Raw genomic sequence first — 26,124 nt, 5'->3', positions numbered from 1 at the left:
CAGATGACCAGCGCGAGCCATGCATCGTCCCGTCTGACTGCGACGGTGGACGCCCTGCGGACGGCGCTGGCTCAGAGCCCGGACGTGCTGGGCTTCACGCTCGGCGGGACGATTGACGCGGAGACGGCGGCCGACGCGGAGACGGACGGGGTGCCGCGGGAGTTCCTGGACTTCTGCCGGGTGCTGGACGGTGTGAGCTGCGGGCCGAATGTGCAGCTCTTCGGCCTGGAGGAGGCCGAAGAGCACCAGTTCTACTGCGGGCCGGTCGACTCCCCGCTGGAGCTGTCTCCGGAGAAGCTGTTCTGCATCGGGTTGATCGGCGACACACCGGTCTTCCTCGACCGCGCGGGCGGCGGTGTCCTCGGTATCCCGGACGAACATTGGGAGTGGGTCGACGCTGAGCGCTTCGAGCCGCTCGCACCGAGTGTTGAGGCGTACTTCCTGGAGCGGCTGGTCACTCCCGCCGAGTACGCACGGCTTGAGTCGATCGACGACGAGCTGTGGGAGTACAACGATTGGCTGAAGCTGCTGCGGCGGGCCGGTCTCACCGGCTGAACCGCCGTACGGCCGCAGAGGATCGCGTCGCCGCCGGCGGCACGCCGGTCACGCCTCGTCCCAGCGGAACAGGCGGGCGGCGATCAGCGTCAGGACGGCGGCGAAGGCGAGCAGACCGGCGATGACGGGCAGGGCCGTGGACCAGCCTTCGCCTCGGGACAGTACGCCCTGCATCGCCTCGCCGAGATGCTTGAGCGGCAGGAACTGCGACACCGTGCGAAGCCACTGCGGTGCGGAGTCGAGCGGGAAGAAGGAGCCGGAGAGGAAGGCCATCGGGAGGATGACGATCTGGGCCATCCCGTTGGCGGCCTCCTCGGACCTGGCCCAGGCGCCGACGACCAGCCCGATGGACATGAAGGCCAGCGTGCCGCTCAGGATCAGCGGAAAGGACAGCCACCAGTAACCGGTCAGCCGCAGGCCGAAGTAGGGCAGGGTGGCCACGCCGAGGAAGATCGCGGTCTGCGCGAGGGCCAGCGTCAGATTCACGCCGATACGGGCCCCGATCACCGAGCCGGCGTTGACAGGCGCCAGCCACAGTCGGCGCAGGATGCGCTTCTTGCGCCAGTTGACCAGGTTGAGCGCGGTGCCGAACACCGCTCCCATGGCCACCGCCCAGCCGAGCAGGCCGGGCGTGAGGAACTGGATCGGCTTGGTCGACTCGTCCTCGACCTGCCCGGACGTCAGCGTGTAGGCGGGCGGCTGACCGGTCGCGGCCTGGTTGGCCCGCTGGACGATCGAATTCAGGATGCCCTGCACGTTCCCCGCCCGTACCAAGTCGGCCGCCGAGAAACGCAGTTCTATCTCTCCGCCGGTCTGGGTGACCGCGGCGTCGGCGTCGCCCTTGCGGACCTTCTCCAGGGCGTCCGCGCGGGCTGCCGCCGAGCCGTCCGTCTTCTCGATCCGCAGCACGTCACGGAGCTGTTCGCGTTCCTCGTCGGGCATCTCGTCCAGGACCGCGACATCGCCGACCTGGATCACCTTCGACTCGGAGACACCGGCGTCCTTGAGCAGGGTGCCCAGCAACACCAGGAACATCAACGGGAAGACCAGCATGAAGAAGACCGCTGTACGGTCGCGCAGCAGGCCCAGCGTCATGGCCTTGGTGAGACTGCGGAAGGACTGAACGCCCGCCCCCGTCCCCTTCCTTGTCCTCACTCGCGGTACTCCCGTCCGGTCAACTGGAGGAAGACGTCCTCGAGGGAGGCCACCCCCAGCTCGCCTATCAAGTCGCTGGGCGGGCCGACTCGTAGGACTCTGCCGTGGTCCATCACCGCCACCCGGTCGCACAGCGTCTCGGCCTCGTCCATGTAGTGCGTGGTCAGGACGACGGTGCGGCCCTCGGCGTTGATGCCGCGCAGGAGATCCCACAGGTTCCGGCGCGCCTGCGGGTCCAGGCCCGTGGTCGGCTCGTCGAGGAAGACCAGCTCCGGGTCGTGGACGAGCGCGCAGGCGATGGAGAGCCGTTGCATCTGGCCGCCGGAGAGCCTTTCGGCGCGGACGCCGGCCTTCTCGGTCAGGCCGACCTTCTCCAGCATCGCGTCGGCGTTTGCCCCGGGGACGCCGTAGAGCGAGGCGAACGTGTGGATCTGCTCGCGGGCGGTGAGTTTCTCGAAGAAGGCGGACGACTGGAGTTGGACGCCGATCCGGGGCAACAGGGTCTTGTTGCGCGGCCAGGACGCCTCGCCGAGCACGGTGACGGTGCCCTCGTCGGGCTCGCGCAGTCCCTCGACGATCTCCAGGGTGGTGGTCTTGCCCGCGCCGTTCGGTCCGAGGATGCCGTAGAACTCGCCGCGCCTGGCCTCGAACGAGACCCCGTCGACAGCCTGTACATCCCCGTACCGCTTGCGCAGCCCTTCGACTGTGATCGCATCGGTGGCCATAACGATCGACGCTATCCCGGAATGATCGGCTCAGGTCGGGCCCGGAGAGGGATTACGCGGTCTCCTTCACGCCGCGCACGAAGGCGGACCAGGAGGCGGCCGAGAGGGGTCTTCTGTTACGCGGACGGGAATGGGTGTCGCGTTGCCCCTGACCGGTCCGTCCACCACTCCGGTGAACGGGACCTTCGCACGGAAGACGGCGGCGCGATCGCGACGATCCGGTTGGTGGGCGTGCCCGGGCTGTCGCCGAGAACGCCCTGACAGGGCGGCCGGGCCCCGGCAGACGCCAGTCGGCACCGTAGTTCTTTCAGCCAGGCCCGGGCTGCCGCAAGTTGCCAAAACTTCAACTACCCCTGTTATCTTCCGATCACTTCTGATGCGGCTGGGTCCCCTGTGACGCCTTGGTGCTCACTGCGGCCGGCATCGCCCCCCACTTCACGATCAGAAGAGCAGGAGCATGCCCATGAGCCGTGCGCTCAAGTCAGTCCTGAAGAACCGTCCGAGGAAAGGCGCCTGGAAGAAGGGCGCCCTGGCCACCGCCTCCGCCGCCCTCGCCCTGACCGCCGTCGTGACCGGCGCCGGCACCGCCCAGGCCGGACCGGCCGGCGCGCAGAACATCCGCGGCGTCGACCCCGGCGACACCGACCGGATGCTGGACCGGCTCTGCAGCCAGGAGAACAGCCTGACGGGCGTCTACGGCGCCCTCAACGTCGAGACCGGAGAGTTCAAGACCCGCGACGAGTACCTGGACGACGTCGTCCCGCTCTGGGAGCCCATCGGCCCGTGGGAGACCTTCCGCGGCTGGTGCGGGTACGCGCAGTCCTCCACGTGGTCCATCAAGGGCGAGCCCGTGCGCACCTCCGAGTGGACCGGCAACCACGGCACGACGGAGGACAAGGTGACCTTCGTCAGCGGCTACAGCACCAAGACGTCCGTCAAGAAGAGTGTCGGCGCCAACATCAGCCTCTCCCTCGCCAAGAGCATCTTCTCGGGCACCGCGGGCGGCAGCTTCAGCTACGAGTGGGGCTGGGAGAAGACGTCGTCCTTCGAGCGCCGCAGCGAGAAGTCCATCCCGCCGTGCACCCAGGTCGCGACGACCTGGACGCCGTACCAGCGCGTGGTCCGCGTGAACCCCGTGTTCTACGTCGAGGACTACGAGTGGAACAAGACCGGCGACGACCGCGTCACCACGCACACCTGGCGCGGCCGGGACGCGAGCTGGAAGACGGTCTACTCGTACGGCTACTACATCGACGGCATCTCCGACAAGCTCCTCCCCAACGGCCAGCCCGACGGCCGTGAGGACAAGTGGCAGGAGAGCCTCGACCCGAAGTCCTGCGCCAAGTAGGGACTTTCGGCCCTGGAGGGGCGGCAACCTTTCCGTGCGGGGCGGCGACCGGTCGTCGGACCACCCCCCGCACGGAACGGATCGCCGCATGCGTGAACAGCACAGCAAGCCCCGTCACCGCAGAAGCCGGAGGGCCCTGGCGGTCGGGATACCGCTCGCCCTCACCGCCGCAGGCACCCTGGCCTACGGCATGGACCTCGGTCTGCTCGGCGAAGACGCGCAGCGTACGGCGTCCGCCGCGACCGCCGCCGCCCCCGCCTGGGCCACCGCCACCGCCGACGGGTTCGCCTCCGTCAACTCTCTTGGGCAGAACGGGACTTACGGTGGTCGCGACGGTCAGATCGTCACCGTGAGGACGCAGGCCGATCTGGAGAAGTACGCGACCACCGCCGAGCCGTACGTCATCGTCGTGGCCGGGACGATCAACATGAACCCGGTCGGGAAAGAGATCAAGGTCCAGTCGGACAAGACCATCGTGGGCTCCGGGACCTCCGGGCACATCGTCGGCGGGGGCTTCTTCCTCGGCCAAGGGGTCCACAACGTCATCATCCGGAACCTGACCATCCGGGACTCGTACCAAGGCGTCTGGAACGACAAGGATCATGACTTCGACGCCATCCAGATGGACGGCGCGCATCACGTCTGGATCGACCACAACGATCTGCGGCACATGGCCGACGGGCTCATCGACGTCCGCAAGGACAGCACGAACGTCACCGTGTCCTGGAACAAGTTCAGCCAGAACAACAAGGCGTTCGGCATCGGCTGGACCGAGAACGTCAAGACGGACATCACGATCCACCACAACTGGATCCGCGAGACCGAGCAGCGCAACCCGTCCACGGACAACGCCGCCCACGCGCACCTGTACAACAACTTCCTCGAGGACGTGGCGAACACCGACATCAAGTCCTCGTACGGCAACTACTCACGCGGCAGGACGGCCATGGCCCTGGAGAACTCCTACTTCCAGGGCATGACCAACCCCGTCATCAAGGACAGCACCGCAGCGCTCGTCCAGCGCGGCAACGTGTTCTCCGGCACCAGCGCGCGGAATGAGAGTGGGGGTACGGCCTTCGATCCGAAGGCTTACTACTCGTACACGCTCGACCCGGCGGCGAATGTTCCCGGGTTGCTCAAGTCGGGTGCGGGCCCGCGGAGTTCGATAGGGACGACCACCGCGACCGCCACCGCGACCGCCACCGCGACCGCCACCGCGGCCGCCGCCGCGACCACCCTCACCGTCGCCAAGGACGGCTCCGGCCAGTACTCCACCGTGCAGGCCGCCATCAACGCCGTACCGGCGAACAACCCCTCCCGCGTCGTCATCCAGGTGAAGCCGGGCACGTACCGCGAGGCCGTGACCGTGCCGGCGAACAAGCCGCACGTGACGATCGTGGGGACGGGCGGCAGCCGCAGGGACACCGTCATCGTCGAGGGGCACGCCGCCGGCATGACCAAGCCCGGAGGCGGCACGTACGGGACGCCCGGCAGCGCCACCCTCAGCATCAAGGCCGACGACACCCAGGTCCGCAACCTCAGCGTCACCAACGACTTCGACGAGGGCGCCAACCAGTCGCTCTCCGGCCACCAGGCCGTCGCCCTGCTGACCCAGGCCGACAAGGTGTTCCTGGACAGCCTCATCATCACCGGCGACCAGGACACCCTGGAGATGGAGACGGCCGCCAAGGGCACCCTCGGCCGGGTCTACGTCAAGAACTCCTACGTTCTCGGCAACGTCGACTTCATCTTCGGGCGCGGCAGCGCCGTCATCGACCAGTCCGTCATCACGCTGCGCAAGCGCTGGGACGGCTCGTCGGCCGGGTACATCACCGCGCCGAGCACCGAGGCGGGCCGCAAGGGCATCCTCATCACCCGCTCGACCGCGAACGGCGACGTGAGCAACGGCAGCTTCTTCCTCGGCCGCAACTGGCATCCCGGCGGCGACACGACCGTGGACCCGCAGACCACGGTGCGGGAGACGAGCCTGAGCGCCGCGATCAAGTCGACCCCCTGGTCGGACATGGGCGGCTTCTCCTGGAAGGACGACCGGTTCGCGGAGTACCGGAACACCGGCGCGGGCGCGGGCGATGCGAGCAGCGAGCGACCGCAGCTGACCGATGCGCAGGCCGCCGGCCAGGAGGTCGCGGACTGGCTGGGGGACTGGACGCCGACAGCATCCTGAGCGGCAGATCGAGCGGTGGCTGATCGAAAGACTGATTGAAAGGTCAAGAAAAGCGCGGGAGAACGCCAAGGACGGACCAAGCTCCGGCCAGGACTTTCCCGCGCCCGGCCATGATTCAGTAACACGAACGTTCGCCGCCGGAATCGGGCATACGTTCCTCTCCGTGAACTCCGACAGAGGTGCCGGCGTCAAGCCGGCCATATCCACCTTCGCCCGGCGCGCACTCCTTCGCGCCGGGCTGACGGGGGCGGCGGCCCTGGGTGCCGCGACCACCCTCGGCTCCACTCCCGCCTCCGCCGCCTCCGCCGCTCCCGGGTCCGCCGCTCCGGCCGCCACCAGCCGCCGCCGGCCCAGCACCCCCGAGGAATCCCTCCGGGAGCTCGCGGCGGGCAACCGGCGCTGGCGCACCTTCTGCGAGCGCCATCCCGACGAGTCGCCCGCCGTGCGGCAGAGCCTGACGTCGGGTCAGCACCCGTTCGCCCTCGTCCTCGGCTGCATCGACTCCCGCGTACCTCCGGAGCTGGTCTTCGACCAGGGCCTCGGCGACCTGATGACCGTACGCAGCGCCGGTGAGGTCCTGGACGAGGCCGTGCTCGGCAGCGTCGCGTACGGGGTGCTCGAGCTGGACATCCCGCTGGTCGTGGTCCTCGGCCACCAGTCGTGCGGCGCGGTGAAGGCCGCGGTCGAGGTGGACGAGACCGGCGAGCGGCTGCCTGCCCACATCCAGTACATCGCCGACCGGATAGCGCCGAACATCGACCACAGCAAGGAGGGCACCGCCCGCGTCGACTCCACCATCGACGCCAACGTACGGGCCGTCCACGCCCACCTCGCCGCGGAGCCCGACCTCGCCGCGAAGGTGGCCTCCGGCAAGCTGGCCATCGTCGGCGCCCGCTACGAGCTGGACACGCAGCTGGTGCACCGGGTCGCCTGACGCCGCCGGCTGAGCGAGCCGCTCAGCTGTCCAGCAGCGTTCCCGGCAGGTCGAAGCTCTTCGTCCGGCCCGTGGCCGGGTCCACCCGGGTCACCGCCTTCTCGGTGTAGAGCAACCAGCCCGCCGAGGAGGCGGTGATGTCCAGGGAAGCCGCCACTCCCTTCACGCGGACGCGGTGGAGTTCCTTGCCGGAGGATCCGGAGGACGTGGACGTCGAACCCACAAATCGGGGGATTCTGGGCGTCAGCGGCCGCGGCCGACCGTCAGCCCCGCCCCCTCCAGCCGCACCCTGATCCCGTCCTTCTCCACCCGCACATCCCGCAGCCTCAGCTGCCCGCTCGGCGGCTCGGGCAGCCGGAAGCCCAGGGACAGCTGGTCGGCGAGGACCGGGCGGGTGAGGCGGGGCAGGGCGTCGAGGAGGGCGGGATCGAAGCCCAGGAGCTTGAGCAGCTGGGGGTGTTCGAGGGCCAGGTCGATGAGGTTGAGCTGCATCGCGCGGTGGGCGAAACGCGGGGTACCGGTCAGCTCGCTGAGCTTGGACTCGTTGCGCAGGGCCTCGCGGACGACGGAGTCGGGGACTCCGAGGCGCCGTACGACCGACGGGACCGACAACAGCTCCTTCGCCTTGCGGGTCTCATGGGCGAGGCGGGCCACCGACTGCCGGCTCAGGTGCAGGCCGTCCGAGGCGCGGGCGCCGGGGCGGTACGTGGCCAGGTCCCCGATCTCCAGGCGCATCCCGCCGATGTGCGTCGCGATGCCGCTGTCGCCCTCGCGCACGATCCGGGCCTCGGCACGCACCCGCAGATCATGCCCGGCGACCGGCAGCGTGCCCCGCGCCCGGACCCGGTCATGCCCCTCGCCCGTGAACGTGACCTGGGACGCGCCCAGTTCACGGTTCAGATCCGCGAAGGAGAGCAGGACGTCACCCTCCAGCTCCGGGACGTCGGCGCCGCGCACCGACGTAGGGCCGTCGGTGTCCAGTCGTACGCCTCTGGCCGTCGCCGTCACCTGGGCGAGAGAGACCCGGTCGGCGGCCACGTCGGGGACGGTCACCTTGACCGAGTCCAGCCGTTCGTCGGCGAGTTGGGTGAGGAAGGGGAAGCCGCCGATCTCGACTTCGGGGGCCGCCGCCAGATTCAGGCGGTCCTTGAGGGTGTCCGCCGCTCTGCGCTCGGCGTACAGCAGGGCCCAGCGGTCCGCGAGGCCGAGGAAGGCGGCGAGGACGACGACGGCGACCACGGCCTTCAGCGCGAGCGGCAGGCCCGCGAACCGGCCTCTCCGCCTGCGGCGGCCGTTACGGCGGTGGTTGGGCGGGGCCCAGGGATCGTCCTGGGCCTCCGCCTCTTCCCGCTCGTCCTGCCGGTCCTCGTGGAGGAACTCCTCCAGCGGACCGTCATCCAGTCTGCCGAGTTCCTCGTACGGGTTTGCATAGGGATGCGCCGTTATGTGGTGGGGGGAACGCATCGGCCCATCCGACCATGCGCACGCCCCCCACCCGCAACCTCTACCGGGGGTTTGCGATCTAGTTCACGCCACTTCACCCAGTACTGCGTTGAACTACTTCACGACCGTGATCCGGTTCGCCGCCGGCGGCGCGATCGGGTTGGCGGCCGAGGAGTTGGCCGTCAGGTACTTCTCCAGGGCCGTCAGGTCGTCCGAGCCGACCAGGTCGTTGGTGCCCTGGCCCAGCGTCGGGAAGCCGTCGCCGCCGCCCGCGAGGAAGCTGTTGGTGGCGACGCGGTAGGTGGCCGTCGGGTTGACGGCCTCGCCGTTCAGCTTGATCGAGTCGGTCACGACCCGGTCGGTGCCCGACTTCGTCAGGTCCAGCGTGTACGTCAGACCGGACGAGACCTGCAGGATCTTCGGCGCGGCGGCGTTCGTCCCGCTCACCTGCTCCTTGAGCACCTGGATCAGCTGCGCTCCCGTGAAGTCCTGGAGGTTCACCGTGTTGGAGAACGGCTGCACGGTGAAGCCCTCGGCGTACGTCACCACACCGTCGCCCTCGCTGCCCTTGGCCGCGTAGGTCAGCGGTGCCCGGACACCGCCCGGGTTCATCAGCGCCAGGTCCGTCTCCGGGTCCAGCTCCTTGCCGTGCGCGAGCTGCGCGTCCGCGATCAGGTCGCCGATCGGGGACTCGGTACCGGTGTTGGAGATGTCGGCGGATATGTAACCGATGGCGCGGTTGCCGATGGGCGCCGCGAGGGTGTTCCACTTGCTGATCAGCTCGGTCATGTCGGGCGCCTTGGGGACGTCCCGGGTGACGACGCGGTTCGCGGACTTCACGGACGTACGGGCGATGTCGCCGGTGAAGCGGTCGTACGTCAGTGTCGTGTCCGTGTAGAGACGGCCGAAGGACGCGGCCGACGTCACCATGCGCGGCTTGCCCGACGGGTCGGCGATCGAGCAGACGTACGCGGCGTGCGTGTGGCCGGTGACCAGCGCGTCGACCTGCGGCGTGATGTTCTTGGCGATGTCGACGATCGGGCCGGAGATGCCGTCGCCGGCGCCCGGCGCGTCACAGTCGTAGTTGTACGACGCCGACGCCGGGGCCCCGCCCTCGTGGATCAGGGCGACGATCGACTTCACGCCCTGACGCTGGAGCGCCTTGGCGTACTTGTTGATCGTCTCGACCTCGTCCTTGAACTTCAGGCCCTTGACGCCCTCGGCGGAGACGACGCCCGGAGTGTCCTCCAGGGTGACGCCGATGAAGCCGATCTTGACGTCCCTCTTCTTCCACACCCAGTAGGGCTTGAGGATCGGCTTGCCGGTCTTCTCGTCCAGGACGTTCGCGGCGAGATACGGGAAGTCGGCGCCCTCGAACTCCTCGCCCTCGACGTAGCAGCCGGCCGTGGGGTGGCAGCCGCCGTTCTGCAGGCGGGCCAGTTCCCTGGCGCCCTCGTCGAACTCGTGGTTGCCGACCGAGGTGACGTCCAGGTCGAGCTTGTTCAGCGCCTCGATGGTGGGCTCGTCGTGGAAGAGACCGGAGATGAGCGGGGAGGCGCCCACCATGTCACCACCGGCGGCGGTGATGGAGTACTTCTTGCCCTCGCGGGCCTGACGCAGATGGGTGGCCAGGTACTCCACACCACCGGCGTCGATGGTCTTCGTCGTGCCGTCGTGCTGCAGCTCGGTGACCCGGCCGGAGGAACCGGCCGGTGGCTCCAGGTTGCCGTGCAGGTCGTTGAAGGACAGCAGCTGGACGTCCTGGTAGCGGCTGAACTGCTGGCCGCCGCCGTACTTCTGGGAGCTCTCCTCCGCGGTCGCCGTCGCGGGGAGCGCCGCGGCCAGCGCGCCCGCGGTGGCGAGACCGGCGGCTCCGGCGAGAAGAAGATGAGTACGGCGTTTGCGGCGCTGGTGCGCGCGTGACTCGGCTGGCATACGCCCCCCTGTGGGTCGAAAGTGACATGGCCCCGTCGGGCCGCAGCCTAGAGTCAACGCGCGTAGCGCGACAGAGGTTCATGGTTACTTTCTGGTTTCCCTTTGCCTGGACCTTTGCCGGCGCCCTTGCCTGGGCCGTCCCGGCCCCCGTGCCTGAGCCGTTGCCGCCACATTGCCGGGCACGCCCTTTACCCTCGTACGCATGACCAGCGACGACAGCGCACGCCCCCTCCCCACCCGTTCCATCGAGACCCACTCCGCGCTCTCCCCGGAACGGACCGAGGCCGTACTGGAGCTGCTGGCGGAGGCCGCCCGGAACGACGGGCAGCAGGCGGTGTCCGAACAGGGCAGGTTGCAACTGCGCGGCGGCGAACGCGAAGGCGTCTCGCATCTGCTGCTCACCGTCGCCGACGAACTCGTCGGCTACGCCCAACTGGAGGACACCGATCCGGTGGAGGCCCCGGCCGCCGAACTGGTCGTCCACCCCGCGCACCGCGGCCACGGCCACGGCCGCGCACTGGGCTCGGCCCTCCTCGCCGCGTCCGGCAAACGACTGCGGGTGTGGGCCCACGGCGGTCACGCCGCCGCCCGCCACCTCTCCCAGGTGCTCGGCCTCACCCTCTTCCGCGAACTGCGCCAGATGCGCCGCTCGCTGGCGGACCTCAACCTGCCGGACCCGGTGCTCCCCCAGGGCGTGACGGTCCGCGCCTTCGTACCCGGCCAGGACGACGCGGCCTGGCTCGACGTGAACGCCGCCGCGTTCGCCCACCACCCCGAACAGGGCTCCCTGACCCAGCGCGACCTCGACGACCGCAAGGCCGAGCCGTGGTTCGACCCGGCCGGCTTCTTCCTGGCGGAACGGGAGGGCGAGCTCATCGGCTTCCACTGGACGAAGGTCCACGCGGAGGAGGCGCTCGGCGAGGTGTACGTCCTCGGCGTACGGCCCGGCGCGCAGGGCGGCGGCCTGGGCAAGGCGCTGACGACGATCGGGCTACGGCATCTGGCGGCACAGGGGCTGCCGACGGCGATGCTCTATGTCGATGCCGACAACAAGGCGGCGGTGTCGGTGTATGAGCGGTTGGGGTTCGTGACGTATGAGACGGACCTTATGTACCGGACGGAGACGTGATGGTGGTGGTCGTGGACGTGAGGGCCGTTACTGCACGACCGGCCGGGCGCGTACGACGAGTACGTCCAACCCCAACTCGTCGTCCCCGATGTCCAGCCCCGCCCACAGGGCCTGCGCGGCCAGCAGGTTGAACGCCCGCTGCGGGGCGCACACCACATCACTCTCACGTCCGCCGACCAGCCGCTCCGCCACCACCCGGGCGGCCGCCTCGGCATCGGCGGCGTGCTGTCCGAGGACGGTGGCCACCGGCTTCCCGGCCCCTGACACGAAGGCCTCCACGAGCAACAGCCGGGCGGCACCCGGCCTCCCGGCCCCCCACCGCCGTACCTGAGTCGTGACCGACAGCCCGCTCACCACCCGACCCAGCTCGGCGAGCATCCACGCGCCCTGCACGAGCCCCGTCCCCAACGCCCCGGCCCCCGCGCTCGCGGACCAGGGCCGGTTCCCCTCACCGGCACGCCCCTTGCCCAGCAGCGCCCAGTCCCCCGGCACGGGCACGGCCATCGGCGCCTCCAGCGCGAGCACCGCACACCCACCACCCACCAGCCCGTCGGCAACCGCCTCGACCGCCGTCGCCGGGTCACTCCCGAACCCGGCGAGCGCCTCCGGCAGCGGACCGTCCTGCGGCACGTCGACGGCCGCCCAGGCGAAGGAGCCGGTCCGTACGGAGCCGATGTCGACGGCGACCACTCGTAGGTCTCGCGGGGCTGGGAGTCCGGTCGATGTCACGGACGGTTCCTCTTCTCCGGCTGGGGTGAGACGGGAGGGCCGGAGATCCACGGTAGAACGCGAGAGGGGTCCGGCGACGCTGGATGGCCGTGCCACCTGTCGGCTGCCTTGATGCGTTCGCCGCGGCTGACGGCGATGCGGAGTACGTCCTCCAGAGACTCCGTGGCACGAGTGAGCGCGAAACGCACGGCACGTTCGCCTGCCTTGGAGTCGGCGAGGACGGCCCTGGCGCCGACGAGTACCTGGTCACCCGAGTCCAGTTGGGCCGCCTCGATGTCATCGGCGAGCCGGGAGAGCCTGCTGTCTTCGCTGTCGGCGCTGAGGTAGCAGGGTTTGCCGTCGGGAGTGGTCCAGGGGAGGAGGCGGAGCACTTCGGGAACGTTCATGCGGAGACCGCCCCTCCGTGGTGGCGGCGCGGGACGGCGTCGATGCCGTAAGTGGCGATCCAGTGGGCGCGGCGGCGCTGCAGGATTCGTTCGCGCTCGCAGGGGCAGACGTGCACGGGGTAGCGGGGAGGTGCGGCCAACCGCTGCTGGACGAGCGGGGGTTGGGGACCTACCGCTCGGCGGCGGCCGTGGGTCGGCAGCAGTGATCGTACGAGTGCAATCAGTAGCGATTCGATGAGGCGGGCGGTACGTTCGCGCATGTCGGCGTTCCTTGGGTTTTTAGCGTCGGCCACGCCCCCGGGCCGAGGTGCATTCGGCTGCGGGGGTTTTGGCATGGCAGGCGGTTTGACGAGCGGTGATTACCGTTCGTGCCTAGATCGTCACTGATTCTGCGTACGCTGCGGAAGAGGTTGGGTGTTGTCTGGCGCGCAGACAACGGAGAGGGGTGACGTGGGCGAAAAGGTTGACGCTGAGCCTGTTTCCGGGCGGGCGATGCTGGGGCAGACGCTGAAGGTGCTGCGGGAGAAGGCCGGGAAGTCACTGGGGCAGTTGGCTGACGAGACCGGGTACGAGAAGAGCTATCTGAGTCGGCTGGAGTCCGGGGATCGGCTGTCCAAGGTGACGGTCATGGAGGACCTGGACGGGTACTACGGCACCGGTGACCTGCTGTTGAGCCATTGGAAGGCTGCTCGGCTGGACGCGTTCAAGGACCAGTACAAGGAGTACATAGCGCTGGAGGCGACCGCACGGATCATGTGGGTGTTCGCGCCGGGGATTCCAGGGCTTCTCCAGACCGAGGACTTCGCTCGGGAGGTGTTGTCTGGGGCTCAGACAACGGCTGACGGTGACGAGGTCGTCGAAGAGCAAGTGGCCGCACGGCTCGGGCGACAGTACCTGCTGAGGCAGAGGCCGGAGCCCGAGGTCCGGGTCATCGTCGACGAATTCGCACTCCGGCGTCCCGCTGCCGTGGGCAAGACCTGGCAAGACCAACTGCTTCATCTGGAGACGGCCGCGCTGTGGCCCAATGTGACGCTCCAGGTACTGCCGTTTGTGGCAGGAGCGCACCACCATATGAACGGGTCGTTGACGCTGCTCTGGCAGAGAGACGGAAGTGCCGTTGCCTACAAGGAAGGTAACGGCTGCAGTCGGTTGATCGAAGATCCGGACGAGGTTCTTCGCCAGCGACTGTCCTACGATCGGCTCCGCGACCTGGCGCTGTCCCCGTCGGACTCGCTCGCCTTCATCAGGGACGTACTGAAGGAGCAGAGATCATGACGCGCACCCCCGACCTCAGCACGGCCGTATGGCGCAAGTCCAGCTACAGCGAAGGGGGAGCCAACGACTGCGTCGAGGTCGCCGACGGCTACCCCGGCATAGTCCCGGTCCGCGACAGCAAGGCTCCGGAAGGCGGTGTCCTGGTCTTCGGCGCGTCGTCCTGGTCCGCGTTCGCGCAGGGAGTGAAGGAGTCCGCATGACCCTCGACCTCGGCACCGCCGTGTGGCGCAAGTCGTCCTACAGCGACGGGGGCGGCACGAATTGCGTCGAGGTCGCCGACGCCTACCCGGGCGTCGTCCCGTCCGCGACAGCAAGCTCCCGGACGGACCAGTCGTCGTGTTCGGGTCAGCTCCGTGGGCGTCATTTCTGAGGACGCTTCGGGCCGGCAGCTCGACGCACCGGTGAGCGCCGACCTGCCCACCTTCCGCTACCACCCCGATCCGCTCGCCAGCGGGTCCATCCGCGAGAGCACCGAGACATGCGAGTGCTGCCACCGCACCAGGGGATGGATCTACACGGCGACTTTCTACACCGCCCAGGATGTCAACGGCCGCTTCTGCCCCTGGTGCATCGCGGATGGCAGTGCCGCGGAGCGATTCGCTGGTGAATTCACCGACTCCTACGGACTCGAAGGCGTCACCGAGGCGACCCTGCACGAGGTCACCCGCCGCACTCCCGGCTTCCGCGCCTGGGAGGATCCGCACTGGCTCGTCCACTGCCACGACGCCGCCGCCTTCATCGGCGAGGTCGGATACAGCGAACTGGAGGCCCACCCCGAGGCCCTCGACCAGCTCAGGCAAGACCTGCGCATGGACGGCTGGCACGACGCAACTCAACTCGAGCGGTTCCTGAACCACCTCGGTGAGGGAGCCACCGCCATGCTCTTCCGCTGCACCATCTGCGGCACCCACCTCGCCTACGCCGACGCCTCATAACCCGCCGCCAGCCTGGCAAAAGGGCAGTCCAGCTGATCGTGCCGCTGAACGACAAGGCGGCCGGCGACGGCTGCCGTGGCGGGGCTGATCTGGTCAGAACCCCATCGGATCCCGGTGCGGCTTGGCTTCTGGATCTGTGGACCAGACGAGGCGCAATTCGAGGTTGTCCCTGCCAATGAGGTCGCACAGGAGATCTGCCGCCCAGCCGTTCCAGTGCACGGACCAGGCGCTTCCGGGGACTCGGAAGGCAGGCAGGTGGAGAGGCAGGGCCTCGGGGCGGAAGACGGCTCGTTCGATTTCGTCAAGGGGCATCCGCGGTTCGGACGACTGCTCGTGGTCAAGGCAGTCCACCACCTGCTCGGCCACATACAGCTCGTAGGCCCCCTCGGGCTTGCCCGGGAGGTCAACGGGCACGAACGTGCCGCCGTCGGCGAAGAGTTCTCTCACGCGGTCGGCAATGCGCCGACTGAAGACGGGCGCGGCGGCGGAGATGGACGGATAGTCCATCTCCTGCCACTCCGGCGGACCCTGCCAGTCGCGCAGCCGCGCGCTGGGGGAAGTCAGCGGGGTCGCCCTTGTACTGCCAGCGGGCCAGCTGTGTTCCTTCGACGAGGACAAGGCGAAAGGTTGTCCCGGAGGGGGGCATGATGCGGTAGACGGCGAGCGGTTCGCTGTGTCCTTCGCTCACCCTGGTCAGAAGCCCATCGGAGCCCGGTGCGGCTTGGCTTCCGGATCTGTGGACCAGACGAGACGTAGTTCCAGGTTGTCCTCGCCGATCAGGTCGCGCAGCAGGTCCACGGCCCAGCCGTTCCAGTGCACGGCCCAGGGGCATTCGGGGATACGGAAGGCGGGCAGGTGGTAAGGCAGGGCGTCGGGGCGGAAGACCACTCGTTGGATCTCGCCCCTGGGCATGCGCGGTTCAGACGACTTCTCGTGGTTGAGGCAGTCCACCACATGCTCAGCCACAAACAGCTCGTAGGCCCCCTCGGGCTTCTCCGGGAGGTCGACGGGCACGAAGGTGCCACCGTTGGCGAAACGGTCGCGTACGCGGTCGGCGATGCGCCGGCTCAGTACCGTGGCGGAGCTGCTGCTGGAGGGGTAGTCGATCTCCTGCCACTCCGGCGGACCCTGCCATTCGGCAGTGACGCGTGCGGGGAAGTCGTCGGGGTCTGCGTGCCGCTGCCAGCGGATCAGCTGCTCGCTGAGGACGAGTACGGTGCGCAGGTTTTCCCGGAAGGGGGGCATGATGCGGTAAACAGCGAGTGGCGGGGTGAGTACTTCGGTCACGGTGCTATCCATATGGCTGAGGATCTGGCGCCCGCCGGTCAATTCCGACTGGATTGTCTGCCTACGCGACAGCCGACCAACAAGCTGCCCATGCAGAATTCTCCGCTCTGGACGAGCAGAACAGGGTCCCGTCCCAGCAGGGGACTCGGGTCACCTTCCTCCTGGACCATCTTGGTTGGCCTCCCTCCAAGCGTCGATGATGGCTGCGGGTACTCGGCCGCGAGGAGGGAGATCGTCGTAGCCGTTGGCCCAGGCCCACTCCCGGATGACGTTGGTGTCCACGGGCAGCGGAGCAGGGCCGGGGGACTGAGTCGAGGGGCGAACGGCTGAGGGAACGAAGTCCATGGGCCCGCGAAGTAGACCTTCGGGGAACTGGGGTACGGCTGTTTCTCCGCTCAGCACGGAGACAAGGAAGTCGGTGAGCGTTCCCTCGAAGGTGAACCACTCACGGCCGTCCCTGTCATTGACCGCGATGTGCCAGTTGTTGGGTTCGGTCTCGGGATCGGTGATCCAGAACAGGTGATCGCCGTTGTCGGTCACGCCTACGACGACGAGTAGCCGAGGGTCGTGTGGGACCGGGAAGTTGCTCCGGTTGCGGTCGCGGTCGCGCTGGAGTTGTCGTTGAAGGTCGGCCACCGCAGGTCCTGTCAGACCGCTGAGCGGGTGATGGACACGGATGAAGCGGCAGAAGCTGCCAGGGCCGTACACCGTGGCAAGCTGTTTGTAGTCGGCTGGTAGCCGCCGATCGAGAGAGCTCTCTACGGCGGGCCAGTCGACAGTGGGCGGCGAGGCCGGGGGTGGGCACAGGCGAATGAGATCGTCGATGCTGGTCACAGGAGTCCTTGGCGGCGTAGCTGTTGTTGCGCGTGTGCGGGGTTGGTCAGGGGCACGTCCAGTTTGAATCCGCGGTTGCCTTCAGCTTCGAGCTGGATGTATTTCGGTACGGAGTCCTTCAAATCGTCGGTGTACTCAAGGTAGACGTTGTAGTTGATGACCTCCCCCTTGCTCACTGCGTCGTAGATGTCCTGTTCCCAGTCGCGCATCTCCGGGCTGTTTGTCGGGTTCTGGGTGATGGCGAACAGGTTCTCTGGTATGTCACCGGATCCGCCCAGCATCTTGGCCAGTAGGTGGCCGCGCGCCTGGTTGTAGTCACCGCCGAGGAAGCCGGGCGGATGGATCGACTGGTTGGCACTTGTGCCTTCGTCCAGCATGTCCCGGGTGAGGACCGCGTTCATCTCGTACGGGCGGCCGTGCTCGTCGGAGGTCCACTTGACCCGTCCGCCCCAGGTGGGGTCGTTCTCGCAGCCCGCGAGTCCCAGGGGGTCGGCCAGGATGAAGGGGTTCGGGACGTAGGCGTAGTGATTGACGGCCGGAGCCAGGCCCAGCGGGTCGGGGGTTGTATAGCGGCCCAGGTCGGGGTCGTAATAGCGGTTGAAGTTGTAGTGCAGCCCCGTCTCCGGATCGAAGTACTGCCCGGGATAGCGCAGCGGGGTGTACGCCGTGGCTGCGCGGTGGGACTGGGTGGCACCCCAGGCGGTACTACGGCCGCGCCATGCGATCGTTCCGTCGGGAGCAATGAGTTCGCTGGGGGTGCCGGTGAGGTCGCTGACGATGGCGAAGAACCGGCGGTCGATCTCTTCCTGGGAGGCGGAAAGGCTCTTGACCTCGCGCTGTGCCAGGGGCAGCAGGCCCAGGTAGTCCCAGACCAGGGTGACGCCGTTGCTGTGCTGTTCGGCCAGTTGGGCGCCGTCCCAGCAATAGGTCGTGGCTTCTGCGACGTGGCCCTCAGCGCTGAGGCGCTGCTTCGCGATGCGGCGTCCGAGAGCATCGTAGAGATAGCGCCAGGAGGTGTTGCCGGGAGCCTGGACTTGAGTGAGGCGGTCTTCGGCGTCCCAGGTGAAGGCCCAGATAAGGGTCTTGCCGCTGAGTGTGGTGGTACGGCGCTCGACGAGGCGGCCTTGGGCGTCGTAGCGGTAGCGCGTGCGTCCGGCCTGCGCGACGCGGCTTCCGGTGTAGTGGCGTTCTCCGGTGGTGTCCTGGCCTGGGGCTTCGGCAGGAACTGTGGCGTGCGTCTGGTCGCCCGCGGCGTTGTAGGCGTAGCGCTCGCTCCAGCCTTGCGCGGTGACGCCGGTGATACGGCCGGCCGCATCGACGGTATAGGTCCGTCGGCCGGTGAGACTGTCGTCGACGGTGTGTGGTGTGCCATCGTCGTGATAGGTGACAGAACGTTCAAGCAAGGTGTCCTGAGGGTTGCCGAGAGCCTGGCGCACGATGCGTCCGACGGGGTCCCAGGCCTGTCGCAGGGCAAGGTGGTCGTCGAGGGTGCGGCTGGTTTCACGGCCCAGGGCGTCGCGTTCGAAGCGGAAGGTGTGCTCACCCGCCGTGTAGGCGGCCAGCCCCTGCTCGTCATAGGTCAGAGAGCTGGTCGCGCCGGAGGGGGTGCGCCGGTGGGTGGGCCGCCCGAGGGCGTCGAAGGCACGGGTGAGTGTGTGGCCGTTCACTCTCTCCACCACGATGCGCCCCACCCGATCACGTTCGAGGTCAATGCGGGCGTGCGGGTTGGTGATCTGGACGGCGTGGCCGGTGACGTCGTAGGAGAACGTGGAAGTGGTGCCGTCGTCGTGCTGGAGCCGCACGACGCGGCCCATGACATCGCGTACGTAGGTCAGCGACTGGCCGGCGGCGTTGGTACGTCGGATCAGGCGGCCAAGAGCGTCGTGTTCGTAGGTCAGCGTACGACCGTCGAAGTCCGTCTCGGATATGAGGCGACCGGCCGCGTCGTCGTGGTATTGCCAGTCATGGCCCTGGGCGTTGGTGACGTTTATCAGGCGCAGCTCGGTGTCGTGGGTGAAGCGGTAGTCGCCGCCATCAGTGGTGTGGGTGGTGGCGGGCCGGTCGAAGTGAGTGACGGTGTATGTGCTGGTGCGGCCGGTGCGGTCGGTGTGGCTGATCAGGTTGCCTTCGCCGTCCCAGGTCCATTCCTCACGGGTGCCGTCGGGAAGTTCACGCCAGGCGGGTTTGCCTTCGACGGTCCAGCCCTGGCGAACCATTTCACCCATCGCGTCGGTGGCAGCAGTGATGCGGCCGAAGTGGTCGCGGGTGAAGGTGGCACGGGCGCCATCAGGCGCAGTGATTTCCACGGGCAGGCCAGCCGCATTGTTCCGTATGCGGGTGACGGCTCCATTCGCTTTGCGGACAGCGGTCACGTGGCCGCGCTCATCGACCTCGTACTGCGTACGGGCACCGTTGACCTCCACGGTGGCGGTTCGGTTTCCGCTTGCGTCGTACTCGTAGCAGCGCTGGCGGCCGGCCCGCTCCGTGATGACCACGGGTAGGTCGAGGTCGTTGAACGCAGCGGTGGTTCGAACTCCATCGGCGGCAATGAGGCCGACGAGATTGCCGCGGTCATCGCGTTCAAAGCGCGTGGTATTGCCCAGTGCGTCGGTGTGTTCCAGGATCCGGTCGCGGGCGTCGAACGTGAAACGGGTGGTGTGCCCCAGGGGATCGATCTCGGCAATCACCTGGAGGTGGCTGTTCAACTGGTAGACGGTCGTAGCGCCGGTCGAGTCGGTGTAACGGGTTGTCCGGTTGGCAGTGTCGTAGGTAAACGTGGAGGAGAGGAATCCCTCCGGTCCGATCGTCTGGGTGACACGTCCGGCCGAGTCGTACACGTACCGGAACGTCGAGCCGTTGCGGTCAGTCCAGGAGGTCATCCGTCCTGCACTGTCGTACTCGAACTGCAGGGGCAGACCGGAGGAGTTGGTGACGGCGACCAGGTCCCCGGCTTGGTCATAGTCGTAGCTCCTGACCAGGACTGTGGGGTCTGAGCCTTCGGGGGTGCTGATTGACAGGCCACCTATTCGGCCCGACTCTCGTTCGGCCGTGAGCTTGACGTCGTAGCCGCCGTTGTGAGTGACCGACAGCGGCATGCCCGCGGGATCCCGGTGAATGTCCACCTGATTGCCGTTGCGGTCCTCGATGGCTACCAGCCACAGCCGCCAATCCCGCTGCGTTCTGGCGAAGTAACGGGTGAGTCCGCTCTTGGGATCCGTGACAGCGAACTCCATGTCCCCGCTGCCGAATTCACTGGTGCGGCGCAGCGGGATGCGCGGCCCCTCGATCGGCAGTACCTCGGGCTGCTGCGGAGTGGGCAAGTGGTCGTAGACCAGCAGGCAGCCGTCTTCGCGTGCCCAGATGGCCTTGTTACGGATGTCGACTTCTATGCGTTCATCGAGCGTCGAGGCCCAGGAACGACCGAACCACACGCCGAAGGTGTAGTCGGACAGATGGGTGCGCTTGAGCGCGAGGGAAAGAACCCCGGGCAGGCTCAGGTCGGTCTGGGAGAGCACCAGCTGCCCCGTCGCCACGTCGACAGGATCGTTCTTGCACTTACGGACGTTGAGCGGGACACCGTGGTGTCGAGGATCTTCCAAGGCCTTGTTCAGAGGGTCTGTCCTGGACCCTGCAGCGCTCTTGTTACTTCCGGGGCCCTTCGAAGGTGAGTTGGGGCCGCCCTTCCCATCCTGTCCGCCCGTGATCCTGTTCAGCGCGTCCTCGGTGGCCGATTCGTTGCGCCGATGGTTCTCCGAGGTGTTCCGCAGGGTCTTCGGGATCGTCTCGCCGGTGTGCTTGACGATCCTCTGGACCGCCTTCTTCATGCCCTTCGTCGCCCCGTCCACCACGGCGTCGATGCCCTGCGTGAAGGGATCCTTGCCGCGAGTACGGTCGTTGGCGCCCGCCGCGCGGTCCAGTGAACCCGTCAGACGGGTCAGCGAGCTTTCGCTGATCCGGCCCAGGTCGCCCGCGGCCCGGTCGTACTCGGCGTGGTCGATCCGCATACGGCCACCGCCACCGCCGCCTCCGCCGCCACTGGGGCCGTCGGCCGAGTTCAGGCGCATCCCCGGCCCGCCCGTGCCGTGGCCACCACCGTCGCCGCCTGCGCCGTCAGCCGGGGAGATGGCGCCGGACGCCAGGTCCAGCACCGCGTCCGTGATCATGGTCTCGAGCCTGGCGGCGACCGGTTCGGTGACCATCGCCATGATCCGGTCGACGATCTCGTCGGCCGCCTCCTTGATGATCCGGCGCACGACCTCCCGCATCGCCGTGACCTGCGCTGCGCCGATCAGTGCTGACAGACCGCCGGTGACGAAGGCCAGGCCGATGGCAACGCCTGCCGACGCGGCCATCGCCCCGAGTTCGATCTCGGCCTTGACCTTCATGCCGTAGATCACGTCCGCGACGACGTCCATCGCGTCCGCGAACAGTCGGGCTGCTTCCGGGAGTTGCTCCAGGTGCGAGGTCTTCACCTTGCCCCAGTGCTCCTGCAGGGCGTCCACCGCCCAGCCCTCGCTGGAGGACAGGAGGCGGTTCACCGCGGCGTGGGCTTCTCCCGCGTGGTCGTCGAAGGCGTCCGCGAGTTCGCGCATCGCGTCCGCCATCTCGCGGTAGTCGTCCTCGTCGACATTCGGCCAGTTGATCCCGATGAAGTCCAGGATCTCGTCCAGCCAACCGGGCAGAACGTAGCCCATCCCCCGTCAACCTCCCCCTGAAACCGTGACCGTGACGCCAACCCCATGGTCATCACATGTGCGAATCCGACCGTAACTGATCGCACTGACAGCCGACATGGGCACACTGCGGCCCCCTCGGAACATGGCGTGAAATCCCCCCGAGCGCAGAGGTGCTCTCACTTCACGACGGCCCACATGACCTCGCCCGGCCCTCGCCTCACCAGCCCACTTGACTTCCAAGCCCCCCTTCCACCACCCTTTCACTACTCAATTAGTGAAAGGGTGGTGCAACGGATGGTCGAGTACCGCATCGACCGACGCTCCGGCGTCGCCACCTACGTGCAGATCGTCCAGCAGACCAAACAGGCCCTGCGCCTGGGCCTGTTGGAGCCCGGCGACAAGTTGCCCACGGCCCGGGAGGTCGTCGAGGCGACCGCCATCAATCCCAACACCGTCCTGAAGGCCTACCGGGAACTGGAGCGCGAGGGCCTGGTCGAGGCACGGCGGGGGCTCGGCACCTTCGTGCGGCGGGCGCTGGGGGCCGCCCCGGCCGACTCGCCTCTGCGGGCCGAACTGGACGCGTGGGCCGTGCGGGCCCGCGAGGCCGGGCTGGACCGCGACGACGTGGACGCTCTCTTCACTTCCGTACTGGACACGCACTTCGACACGCGCTTCACCACGCACACCAAGGGGGACGAGTCATGACCGAGACCGCCATCGAGGCGGCCGCGCTGAGCAAGGGCTTCGGACGCCGGCGCCGCAAGCCGGCCTTGGACGACTGTGCCTTCCGGCTCCCGGCGGGCCGGATCTGCGCCCTCGTCGGACCGAACGGCGCGGGCAAGTCGACCCTGCTCTCCCTCGCCGCCGGCCTGGCCCGGCCCAGCGAGGGCACGATCAGCGTCCTCGGCCAGGCCCCGGCGGCCGTTCGGGAGCGAGTCGCGTACGTCGCCCAGGACAAGCCCCTGCACCCCCAGCTCACCGTTGCCGACACCCTGCGCTTCGGCCGCGAGCTGAACCCCCGCCGCTGGGACGCCGCCGTCGCCGAACGGATCGTCGCCGAGGGCGGCCTCGACCCGGACGCGAAGGTGCGCACGCTCTCCGGCGGCCAGCGCACCCGCGTCGCACTCGCCCTCGCCCTCGGCAAGCGCCCCGAAGTGCTGCTCCTGGACGAGCCGATGGCCGACCTCGACCCGCTCGCCCGGCACCAGCTGATGGCCGCGCTCATGGCCGACGCCGCCGAACACGGCACTACGGTTGTCATGTCCTCGCACGTCGTCGCCGAACTGGACGGCTCCTGCGACCACCTCCTGCTGCTCGGCGCCGGCCGCGTCCGCCTCGCCGGCCCCCTGGACGACCTCCTCGCCGCGCATCGGCTCGTCACCGGGCGGGCGGACGCGTCCCTGGAGCCGCACACCGTGGTCGAGTCCCGTACGACGGGTCGTCAACTCACCGCGCTCGTACGGCCGGAGGGTTCCCTCGGCGACGGCTGGCAGGTCACCGCCCCGACCCTGGAGGAGCTGGTCCTCGCCCACCTGCGCACCCCCGAGGCCCCGGCCCTGCGGCTGGACTCCGCGCGAGAGGCCGCCGTATGACCACCGCCCTGACCGTCGAGACGCCGTCCACCGGCGTCGCGCCCTCCCGAGGGCCGCGCGGACTGGTCTGGGCGATGCTGCGCGTGCACCGCTGGGCGCTGTGGTTCTGGGCGCTGCTGGTGGCCGTCGGTGCGGGGGCTCTGCTGTTCACGTACGGGCCGGGGACGGACGCCGCCTGGGCCGAATACCGGGCGATGGGCTGCCACTTGCGGGACGTCGGCCCGGACTGCGACTTCTCGGGTCCCGCCATCAGCCGCCTCAACCTGGCCAACACTCTCGGCGACCCCCTCCTGAGCTTCGTGCCGCTGCTCGTCGCCGCCTGGGCCGGCGCCGCGCTCATCGGGCGCGAACTGGAGAGCGGAACCGCCCAGTTGGCCTGGACCCAGTCGGTGTCCCCGGCCCGCTGGCTGGCCGCCAAGCTCGCCGTGGCGGCCGTCCTGCTCGTGTCGGGCACGACCGTGCTCACGCTGCTGCACCGCCTGGCATGGTCGTCGACCGGCCGGCTGCGGTCGATCACGCCTTGGCGGGAGTGGTACGAGGACGACATCTTCCTGGCCAACGGCACCCTCGCCACCGCGTACGCCCTCCTCGGCCTCGCCGTCGGCGTCCTCGCGGGCCTGCTCCAGCGCCGCGCCCTGCCCGCGCTCGGCACCGCGGCCGTGGGGCTCCTCGTCCTCATGTACACGCTCTCCGCATGGCGCCCGCACCTGTGGCCGGTCGAGACGCTGACCAGCAAGGACGGGCACCCCGAGGGCGTCGGCATGCCCCTCGGCGAGGGCGCGCTCACCTCCACCGGCGCCCGCATCTCGGACCCCGTCTGCCTCGAGGACACCAAGTGCCTCGCCGAGCACGACGTCGTCGGCTACTACCGCGACCACCACCCGGCCTCCCACTTCTGGCCCCTCCAGCTCATGGAGACCGCCCTCGTCCTCGCCGTCGCGGCCCTGGCGGTCCTAATCGCCTTCCGGCTGCTGCGCCGCCGTACCGGAGCCGCCGTATGACCACCGCACTCCCCGCCACGGCGGCCCCCGCCACCGGCCGTCCGCCGCGCGGGCCCCGTGGCCTGACCTGGACCGTCCTGCGCCTGCACCGCTCGGCCCTGATCGTGTGGGCGGTCGTCGTCCTCGGCGGAGCGGCCGTACTGCTGTGGGCGTACGGCCCGGGTGCCGACGCGGCGCAGGCGGAGTGGGACCGGGTGTGCGCCGGCCGCGAGGCCTGCGTGTGGGGCGACCCGATCCACGACTACGACCGCCTCTTCAGAGCCGCCGGGTTGGGCCTGAACTGGCTCCCCGTGCTGGTCGCCGCCTGGGCGGGCGCCGCCCTCGTCGGACGGGACATGGAGAACGGCACGGCACGCCTCGCCTGGACCCAGGGCATCACCCCCGTCCGCTGGCTGGCCGCCAAGCTCGCCGTCCCGGCGCTCCCGGTCGCCGTCGGCATGACCGTCCTCGTCCTCCTGCACCGCCTGGTGTCCGACGCGCACCCGCTCTCGCTGGGGAAGTGGTCCTGGTACACCGAGGACAACTTCCAGGCCAACGGCACCGTCGCCATCGCCGCACCCCTGCTCGCCCTCGCCGTCGGCGCCCTCGCGGGCCTGCTCCTGCGCCGCGCGCTCCCGGCACTCGTCGCCGCCCTGGTCGCCACCGGCGCACTGGAGGAACTCGCCACCGTCGCGAGCCGCAACCTGGTGCCCTGGGAGACCGCGACCGGCACCGGCTACCAGTCACCGGATCACGTCATCGTCCAAGGCCCCCAGGGCGCCCTCACCTCCACAGGCGCCCGCGTCCCCAACCCGATGTGCGGCGACGACGGCGGTACGTGCCTCGCGGCCCACGACATCGTCGGCTACTACACCCACTACCACCCCGCCTCACACTTCTGGCCGCTCCATCTCGTCGAGACCGGCCTCCTGCTGGGCGCCGCCGCGCTGGCCACCGCCGCCGCCTTCTGTCTGCTGCACCGCCGTACCGGAGCCGCCGTATGACCACCGCACTCCCCGCCACAGCGACCCCCGCCACCGACCGGCCGCCGCGCGGAGCACGGGGCCTGACCTGGACCGTCCTGCGGCTGCACCGCTCGGCCCTGATCTTCTGGTGCCTGGCCGTGGCCGCCGCCACTGGCGTACTGATCTGGATGTACGCCATCGGCGACGAGGCCCGCCGGGGCGTGGGCGGGTGTGCCGAACCGGTCGCCGTCGACGGCCTGCCCTCCTGCCGGGCCATGGAGGCGGTCACCGCCGACGACACGTACCGCACCTTCATCGCACTGATCGCCGGGGCCCTGTCGTACGCGATCTTCGCCGTGGCCGCCTGGGCGGGCGGCGCGCTCATCGGGCGCGAGCTGGAGAGCGGCACCGCGAAGCTCGCCTGGACCCAGTCGGTCACCCCGGCCCGCTGGCTGGCCGCCAAGCTCGCCGTACCGGCCGTGCTGCTCACCGCGGGCACGGGCGCGGTCACGCTGCTGGGCCTGTGGGCACGGGGGGACGACGACCCCAACCTGGTCGGGGACTGGTACTACCCGGACGTCTTCCTCAGCACCGGCCCGACCGCGGTCGCGTACCCCTTGGCGGGCCTCGCCCTCGGCGCGCTCGCCGGACTGCTGCTGCGTCGGGCGCTGCCCGCGGCCGGGGTCGGGTTCGGGGCCGCGCTCGTCCTCTACAACGTGCTGGAGCGTTACCGCTGGGAGTTCTGGCCGACGGTCACCCGCGCCGAAGCGGGCGGCTTCGAGCTGCCTCGCTCGGCCTGGCAGCTGGGCTGGGCCGACAGCCTCACCCGAGCGACGTTCCACCCCCACTCCCACTTCTGGCCTCTCCAGTACGTCGAGACCTGCCTCGTCCTCACCGTGGCCGCCGTCGCGACCCTCGCCGCCTTCTGGCTGCTGCGCCGCCGCACCACGTAGACACCGGCGCATCACACAGCGACCGGCGCGTCCCACAAGACCAACCGCACGTCCCTCCACGGGGGGAGGGACGTGCGGTCTGGACAGCCGGCCGGACACGTAG

General features: G+C 69.0%; 25 protein-coding genes and 1 pseudogene. 14 read left to right on the top strand and 12 right to left on the bottom strand.

Annotated elements, in window-relative coordinates:
- The first annotated feature begins 3 nt into the window (after positions 1–3).
- Complete coding sequence (locus IF78_RS0121575; RefSeq protein WP_234439768.1) at positions 4–555, top strand: hypothetical protein; 552 nt, start codon at positions 4–6, stop codon at positions 553–555.
- Between the two features lie 48 nt (positions 556–603).
- On the opposite strand, the gene IF78_RS0121570 is transcribed toward IF78_RS0121575, so the two are convergent.
- Positions 604–1,710 (bottom strand): ABC transporter permease, encoded by a 1,107-nt coding sequence (locus tag IF78_RS0121570; RefSeq protein ID WP_234439769.1) that lies wholly within the window; start codon positions 1,708–1,710, stop codon positions 604–606.
- The gene (locus tag IF78_RS0121565; RefSeq protein ID WP_031479145.1) at positions 1,707–2,435 is read right to left on the bottom strand and encodes an ABC transporter ATP-binding protein; all 729 of its coding nucleotides are present in this window, start codon (positions 2,433–2,435) and stop codon (positions 1,707–1,709) included. The genes IF78_RS0121570 and IF78_RS0121565 overlap by 4 nt, the downstream gene beginning before the upstream one ends.
- A gap of 463 nt (positions 2,436–2,898) precedes the next feature.
- Here IF78_RS0121565 and IF78_RS0121560 point away from each other — a divergent pair, with 463 nt between their 5' ends.
- From IF78_RS0121560 to IF78_RS0121550, 3 genes are all read left to right on the top strand, one after another.
- Positions 2,899–3,783 carry a hypothetical protein gene (locus tag IF78_RS0121560; protein ID WP_037640937.1) on the top strand — a complete coding sequence of 295 codons (885 nt, stop codon included), beginning with the start codon at positions 2,899–2,901 and terminating at the stop codon, positions 3,781–3,783.
- A gap of 88 nt (positions 3,784–3,871) precedes the next feature.
- Positions 3,872–5,968 carry a pectinesterase family protein gene (locus IF78_RS0121555; protein WP_031479149.1) on the top strand — a complete coding sequence of 699 codons (2,097 nt, stop codon included), beginning with the start codon at positions 3,872–3,874 and terminating at the stop codon, positions 5,966–5,968.
- A 163-nt stretch (positions 5,969–6,131) separates the two neighbouring features.
- Positions 6,132–6,902, top strand: a complete 771-nt coding sequence (locus IF78_RS0121550; RefSeq protein WP_031479151.1) for a carbonic anhydrase — start codon at positions 6,132–6,134, stop codon at positions 6,900–6,902.
- 22 nt (positions 6,903–6,924) lie between these two features.
- On the opposite strand, the gene IF78_RS0121545 is transcribed toward IF78_RS0121550, so the two are convergent.
- The 3 genes from IF78_RS0121545 to IF78_RS0121535 form a co-directional block, all read right to left on the bottom strand.
- Positions 6,925–7,125 (bottom strand): hypothetical protein, encoded by a 201-nt coding sequence (locus IF78_RS0121545; protein WP_031479153.1) that lies wholly within the window; start codon positions 7,123–7,125, stop codon positions 6,925–6,927.
- Positions 7,126–7,145: 20 nt separating this feature from the next.
- Positions 7,146–8,366 carry an LmeA family phospholipid-binding protein gene (locus IF78_RS0121540; RefSeq protein ID WP_031479155.1) on the bottom strand — a complete coding sequence of 407 codons (1,221 nt, stop codon included), beginning with the start codon at positions 8,364–8,366 and terminating at the stop codon, positions 7,146–7,148.
- Positions 8,367–8,459: 93 nt separating this feature from the next.
- Entirely contained in the window at positions 8,460–10,280 is a 1,821-nt protein-coding gene (locus tag IF78_RS0121535) for a bifunctional metallophosphatase/5'-nucleotidase (RefSeq protein WP_031479157.1), read from the bottom strand.
- Positions 10,281–10,482: 202 nt separating this feature from the next.
- On the opposite strand from IF78_RS0121535, the gene mshD reads away from it, so the two are divergent.
- Positions 10,483–11,409 (top strand): mycothiol synthase, encoded by a 927-nt coding sequence (gene mshD, locus IF78_RS0121530; protein WP_031479159.1) that lies wholly within the window; start codon positions 10,483–10,485, stop codon positions 11,407–11,409.
- 27 nt (positions 11,410–11,436) lie between these two features.
- On the opposite strand, the gene IF78_RS0121525 is transcribed toward mshD, so the two are convergent.
- Genes IF78_RS0121525 through IF78_RS48505 form a run of 3 tightly spaced genes read right to left on the bottom strand, consistent with a single transcriptional unit; the run spans position 11,437 to position 12,784 of the window.
- Positions 11,437–12,138 carry a hypothetical protein gene (locus IF78_RS0121525; protein ID WP_158751464.1) on the bottom strand — a complete coding sequence of 234 codons (702 nt, stop codon included), beginning with the start codon at positions 12,136–12,138 and terminating at the stop codon, positions 11,437–11,439.
- Positions 12,135–12,524, bottom strand: coding sequence for a hypothetical protein (locus IF78_RS0121520; protein ID WP_234439770.1), 390 nt, complete (start codon positions 12,522–12,524; stop codon positions 12,135–12,137). Before IF78_RS0121520 ends, IF78_RS0121525 begins: the two co-directional genes overlap by 4 nt.
- Positions 12,521–12,784: a hypothetical protein gene (locus IF78_RS48505; protein WP_158751462.1), complete on the bottom strand. Its 264-nt coding sequence runs from the start codon at positions 12,782–12,784 to the stop codon at positions 12,521–12,523. The genes IF78_RS0121520 and IF78_RS48505 overlap by 4 nt, the downstream gene beginning before the upstream one ends.
- A 190-nt stretch (positions 12,785–12,974) precedes the next feature.
- On the opposite strand from IF78_RS48505, the gene IF78_RS0121510 reads away from it, so the two are divergent.
- The 4 genes and pseudogenes from IF78_RS0121510 (at position 12,975) to IF78_RS0121495 (ending at position 14,734) form a co-directional block, all read left to right on the top strand.
- The gene (locus tag IF78_RS0121510) at positions 12,975–13,799 is read left to right on the top strand and encodes a helix-turn-helix domain-containing protein (RefSeq protein WP_031479167.1); all 825 of its coding nucleotides are present in this window, start codon (positions 12,975–12,977) and stop codon (positions 13,797–13,799) included.
- Positions 13,796–13,999 carry a DUF397 domain-containing protein gene (locus IF78_RS0121505; RefSeq protein WP_031479169.1) on the top strand — a complete coding sequence of 68 codons (204 nt, stop codon included), beginning with the start codon at positions 13,796–13,798 and terminating at the stop codon, positions 13,997–13,999. The genes IF78_RS0121510 and IF78_RS0121505 overlap by 4 nt, the downstream gene beginning before the upstream one ends.
- Positions 13,996–14,204, top strand: a pseudogene (locus IF78_RS45100) (DUF397 domain-containing protein). Before IF78_RS0121505 ends, IF78_RS45100 begins: the two are co-directional and overlap by 4 nt.
- On the top strand, positions 14,153–14,734 hold the full coding sequence (locus tag IF78_RS0121495; protein WP_234439771.1) for a CbrC family protein: 582 nt from the start codon (positions 14,153–14,155) through the stop codon (positions 14,732–14,734). Before IF78_RS45100 ends, IF78_RS0121495 begins: the two are co-directional and overlap by 52 nt.
- 93 nt (positions 14,735–14,827) lie before the next feature.
- Here IF78_RS0121495 and IF78_RS0121490 read toward each other — a convergent pair whose 3' ends face one another.
- From IF78_RS0121490 to IF78_RS0121475, 4 genes are all read right to left on the bottom strand, one after another.
- Positions 14,828–15,352 carry a hypothetical protein gene (locus IF78_RS0121490; RefSeq protein ID WP_158751460.1) on the bottom strand — a complete coding sequence of 175 codons (525 nt, stop codon included), beginning with the start codon at positions 15,350–15,352 and terminating at the stop codon, positions 14,828–14,830.
- Between the two features lie 75 nt (positions 15,353–15,427).
- Positions 15,428–16,021, bottom strand: a complete 594-nt coding sequence (locus IF78_RS0121485; RefSeq protein WP_031479175.1) for a hypothetical protein — start codon at positions 16,019–16,021, stop codon at positions 15,428–15,430.
- A gap of 150 nt (positions 16,022–16,171) precedes the next feature.
- Positions 16,172–16,855: an Lsr2 family DNA-binding protein gene (locus IF78_RS0121480; RefSeq protein ID WP_031479177.1), complete on the bottom strand. Its 684-nt coding sequence runs from the start codon at positions 16,853–16,855 to the stop codon at positions 16,172–16,174.
- The gene (locus IF78_RS0121475) at positions 16,852–21,549 is read right to left on the bottom strand and encodes an RHS repeat-associated core domain-containing protein (protein WP_031479179.1); all 4,698 of its coding nucleotides are present in this window, start codon (positions 21,547–21,549) and stop codon (positions 16,852–16,854) included. Before IF78_RS0121475 ends, IF78_RS0121480 begins: the two co-directional genes overlap by 4 nt.
- Before the next feature lie 276 nt (positions 21,550–21,825).
- Between IF78_RS0121475 and IF78_RS0121470 the strand changes: the two genes are divergently transcribed.
- Genes IF78_RS0121470 through IF78_RS0121450 form a run of 5 tightly spaced genes read left to right on the top strand, consistent with a single transcriptional unit; the run spans position 21,826 to position 26,021 of the window.
- Positions 21,826–22,236 carry a GntR family transcriptional regulator gene (locus tag IF78_RS0121470; RefSeq protein WP_031498428.1) on the top strand — a complete coding sequence of 137 codons (411 nt, stop codon included), beginning with the start codon at positions 21,826–21,828 and terminating at the stop codon, positions 22,234–22,236.
- Positions 22,233–23,123 carry an ABC transporter ATP-binding protein gene (locus tag IF78_RS0121465; protein ID WP_031479183.1) on the top strand — a complete coding sequence of 297 codons (891 nt, stop codon included), beginning with the start codon at positions 22,233–22,235 and terminating at the stop codon, positions 23,121–23,123. Before IF78_RS0121470 ends, IF78_RS0121465 begins: the two co-directional genes overlap by 4 nt.
- The gene (locus tag IF78_RS0121460; RefSeq protein ID WP_031479186.1) at positions 23,120–24,124 is read left to right on the top strand and encodes an ABC transporter; all 1,005 of its coding nucleotides are present in this window, start codon (positions 23,120–23,122) and stop codon (positions 24,122–24,124) included. The genes IF78_RS0121465 and IF78_RS0121460 overlap by 4 nt, the downstream gene beginning before the upstream one ends.
- Positions 24,121–25,107, top strand: a complete 987-nt coding sequence (locus IF78_RS0121455) for a hypothetical protein (RefSeq protein WP_031479188.1) — start codon at positions 24,121–24,123, stop codon at positions 25,105–25,107. Before IF78_RS0121460 ends, IF78_RS0121455 begins: the two co-directional genes overlap by 4 nt.
- On the top strand, positions 25,104–26,021 hold the full coding sequence (locus IF78_RS0121450; protein ID WP_031479190.1) for a hypothetical protein: 918 nt from the start codon (positions 25,104–25,106) through the stop codon (positions 26,019–26,021). The genes IF78_RS0121455 and IF78_RS0121450 overlap by 4 nt, the downstream gene beginning before the upstream one ends.
- Positions 26,022–26,124 lie beyond the last annotated feature (103 nt).

It is taken from the genome of Streptomyces bicolor, assembly GCF_000719285.1.
Taxonomy (GTDB): Bacteria; Actinomycetota; Actinomycetes; order Streptomycetales; family Streptomycetaceae; genus Streptomyces; species Streptomyces bicolor.
Note: the sequence above shows the minus strand (reverse complement) of the source record. Positions and strands in the feature narration are given on the sequence as shown.

What these genes read in the sequence shown, in the direction of transcription:
- mshD (WP_031479159.1), top strand. Translation starts at nt 10,483, where the DNA reads ATGACCAGCGACGACAGCGCACGCCCCCTCCCCACCCGTTCCATCGAG.
- IF78_RS48505 (WP_158751462.1), bottom strand. Translation starts at nt 12,784, where the DNA reads ATGCGCGAACGTACCGCCCGCCTCATCGAATCGCTACTGATTGCACTC.
- IF78_RS0121560 (WP_037640937.1), top strand. Translation starts at nt 2,899, where the DNA reads ATGAGCCGTGCGCTCAAGTCAGTCCTGAAGAACCGTCCGAGGAAAGGC.
- IF78_RS0121475 (WP_031479179.1), bottom strand. Translation starts at nt 21,549, where the DNA reads ATGGGCTACGTTCTGCCCGGTTGGCTGGACGAGATCCTGGACTTCATC.
- IF78_RS0121470 (WP_031498428.1), top strand. Translation starts at nt 21,826, where the DNA reads ATGGTCGAGTACCGCATCGACCGACGCTCCGGCGTCGCCACCTACGTG.
- IF78_RS0121575 (WP_234439768.1), top strand. Translation starts at nt 4, where the DNA reads ATGACCAGCGCGAGCCATGCATCGTCCCGTCTGACTGCGACGGTGGAC.
- IF78_RS0121535 (WP_031479157.1), bottom strand. Translation starts at nt 10,280, where the DNA reads ATGCCAGCCGAGTCACGCGCGCACCAGCGCCGCAAACGCCGTACTCAT.
- IF78_RS0121460 (WP_031479186.1), top strand. Translation starts at nt 23,120, where the DNA reads ATGACCACCGCCCTGACCGTCGAGACGCCGTCCACCGGCGTCGCGCCC.
- IF78_RS0121450 (WP_031479190.1), top strand. Translation starts at nt 25,104, where the DNA reads ATGACCACCGCACTCCCCGCCACAGCGACCCCCGCCACCGACCGGCCG.
- IF78_RS0121465 (WP_031479183.1), top strand. Translation starts at nt 22,233, where the DNA reads ATGACCGAGACCGCCATCGAGGCGGCCGCGCTGAGCAAGGGCTTCGGA.
- IF78_RS0121555 (WP_031479149.1), top strand. Translation starts at nt 3,872, where the DNA reads ATGCGTGAACAGCACAGCAAGCCCCGTCACCGCAGAAGCCGGAGGGCC.
- IF78_RS0121540 (WP_031479155.1), bottom strand. Translation starts at nt 8,366, where the DNA reads ATGCGTTCCCCCCACCACATAACGGCGCATCCCTATGCAAACCCGTAC.
- IF78_RS0121565 (WP_031479145.1), bottom strand. Translation starts at nt 2,435, where the DNA reads ATGGCCACCGATGCGATCACAGTCGAAGGGCTGCGCAAGCGGTACGGG.
- IF78_RS0121505 (WP_031479169.1), top strand. Translation starts at nt 13,796, where the DNA reads ATGACGCGCACCCCCGACCTCAGCACGGCCGTATGGCGCAAGTCCAGC.
- IF78_RS0121455 (WP_031479188.1), top strand. Translation starts at nt 24,121, where the DNA reads ATGACCACCGCACTCCCCGCCACGGCGGCCCCCGCCACCGGCCGTCCG.
- IF78_RS0121520 (WP_234439770.1), bottom strand. Translation starts at nt 12,524, where the DNA reads ATGAACGTTCCCGAAGTGCTCCGCCTCCTCCCCTGGACCACTCCCGAC.